Origin of the sequence: Frankia sp. AgB32 (genome assembly GCF_023243045.1) — a bacterium.
Lineage (GTDB): Bacteria > Actinomycetota > Actinomycetes > Frankiales > Frankiaceae > Frankia.
Map to the genome: position 1 here is coordinate 1 of NZ_JALKFX010000155.1, position 1,819 is coordinate 1,819.

A 1,819-nucleotide genomic window follows, 5' to 3' on the forward strand; every position below is an offset into this window, starting at 1 on the left:
AGAACGGGTCGTCGAGGAGCATCTTCCGGCCCTCGCTCAGGAGACCGGCGTGCAGGCAGCCTGCCGGGCTCTGGGCCGGTCCCGGGCGACGCATTACCGGCGGCACCGCAAAAGCCCGGCTCCGCCGCGGCCGGCACCGATCCCGCACAAGCAGCGCCGCCAGCCCGCGGCCCTGACCACCGAGGAGCGGGCCCGGGTGCTGGAGGTACTGCACTCGGAGCGGTTCGTCGACGCCTCCCCGGACCAGGTCTGGGCGTCGCTGCTGGACGAGGGGATCTACCTGGCGTCCCCCCGCACGATGTACCGGATCCTCGCCGAGCACGGCGAGACCGGGGAACGCCGCCGCCAGGCCACCCACCCCGCCCACGTCAAACCCGAACTCGTCGCGGAGAAGCCCAACTCGGTGTGGAGCTGGGACATCACCAAACTCCACGGACCGAAGAAATGGACTTACTATCATCTGTATGTCATCCTCGACGTGTACAGCCGCTATGTTGTCGGCTGGATGGTCGCCGAAACGGAGTCGGCCGCGCTTGCGGAGGATCTCATCACGGCCACCTGCGCGAAACAGCGGGTCGACCCGGAACGGCTGACGATCCACGCCGACCGTGGCACGTCCATGACCTCGAAGACCGTGGCATTGCTCCTCGCGGACCTCGGTGTCACCCGTTCGCACTCCCGGCCACGGGTGTCAAACGAGGTGAGTCAGCGGCGGGAATCTCACCCGCCGCTGCTCTCAGAACCCGGCGTGACAGTCTCCCGTCACCGGGCTCCCACCGTCGAACCAACAGGCCTCGCGCCATGCTTCCAGTGAGCGAACATCGCCGGGAATTCTGACGCTATCTCGGCCAGTTTCCGGCGGGCCCTCCGTTTCGCCCGACGCAGTCGCTTGTACTTCCGCATCGCCCACTTCACCAGGAAGGGGTTGATCCGCTGTCCCAGGAAACCGGTCAGCCTGGACTTGTAGAAGCGTCCGTAATAGCCGATCCATCCTGCCACGATGGGATTGACCATCGAGGCAATATCCTGAAGGCTCGCACTGGTCCAACGACCGATCTTCCACTGCCGGATGACCCGCGCCATCGACTTCAGTGCAGCCTTGCCGACCAGCGGGACGAACCCGCACATCAGCACGCCGTCGCGTCGCCGGATGGGCGCACGACGAAAATCGAAGCCCAGGAACGTGAAACTTGCTACCTGGTGTTCTTCGTCGCGTCCGTCCTGCTTGCAGTAGACGATCCGGGTCTTGTCCGGGTGGCAGCGCAGCCCGAACTCCAGCAGCCGCTTTCCAACGCCATCACGAATGAACTTTGCCTGTCGCTGGCTGTAGCAGTGCAGGATGATGTCGTCGCAGTACCTCTCGAACCGCACCACCGGGAATTTTCTGGCGAGCCAGGAGTCCACCGCATAGTGCAGGAAGAGATTCGACAACAAGGGTGAGATCGCCGAACCCTGCGGAGTTCCCTTAACGGGAGTCACACGGCTGCCGTCCGGGTGTTGAATCGGCGCAACAAGCCACCGTTTCACGTACAACACCACCCATGCCAGGTTCGTATGCTTCTCCACTGCAGCGATGATCTGCGCGTGCGGCACGTTGTCGAAGAACCCCTGAATGTCCAGATCGACCACCCAGGGACGCCGCCAGCACCGCTGTTTGCAGACCTCCACCGCGTCCAGCGCGGACTTCCGCGGCCGATAACCGTAGGAGTCGACGTGGAACACTGGGTCCACGTCCGGTTCCAGGATCATGGTCGCGGCCGTCTGTGCTATCCGGTCGGCGATGGTGGGCACTCCGAGGAGCCGGGTGCCACCGTCTGGC

Annotated in this window: 1 protein-coding gene and 1 pseudogene; one reads left to right on the plus strand and one right to left on the minus strand. The window is 64.5% G+C overall.

What is annotated here, in order from left to right:
* A pseudogene (locus MXD60_RS26180) lies at nucleotides 1–700 on the plus strand (DDE-type integrase/transposase/recombinase); the annotation flags it as partial.
* Nucleotides 701–762: 62 nt separating this feature from the next.
* On the opposite strand, the gene MXD60_RS26185 reads toward MXD60_RS26180, so the two are convergent.
* Nucleotides 763–1,819: reverse transcriptase domain-containing protein (locus tag MXD60_RS26185; protein WP_248822375.1), on the minus strand; the 1,057-nt coding region annotated here is incomplete at its 5' end.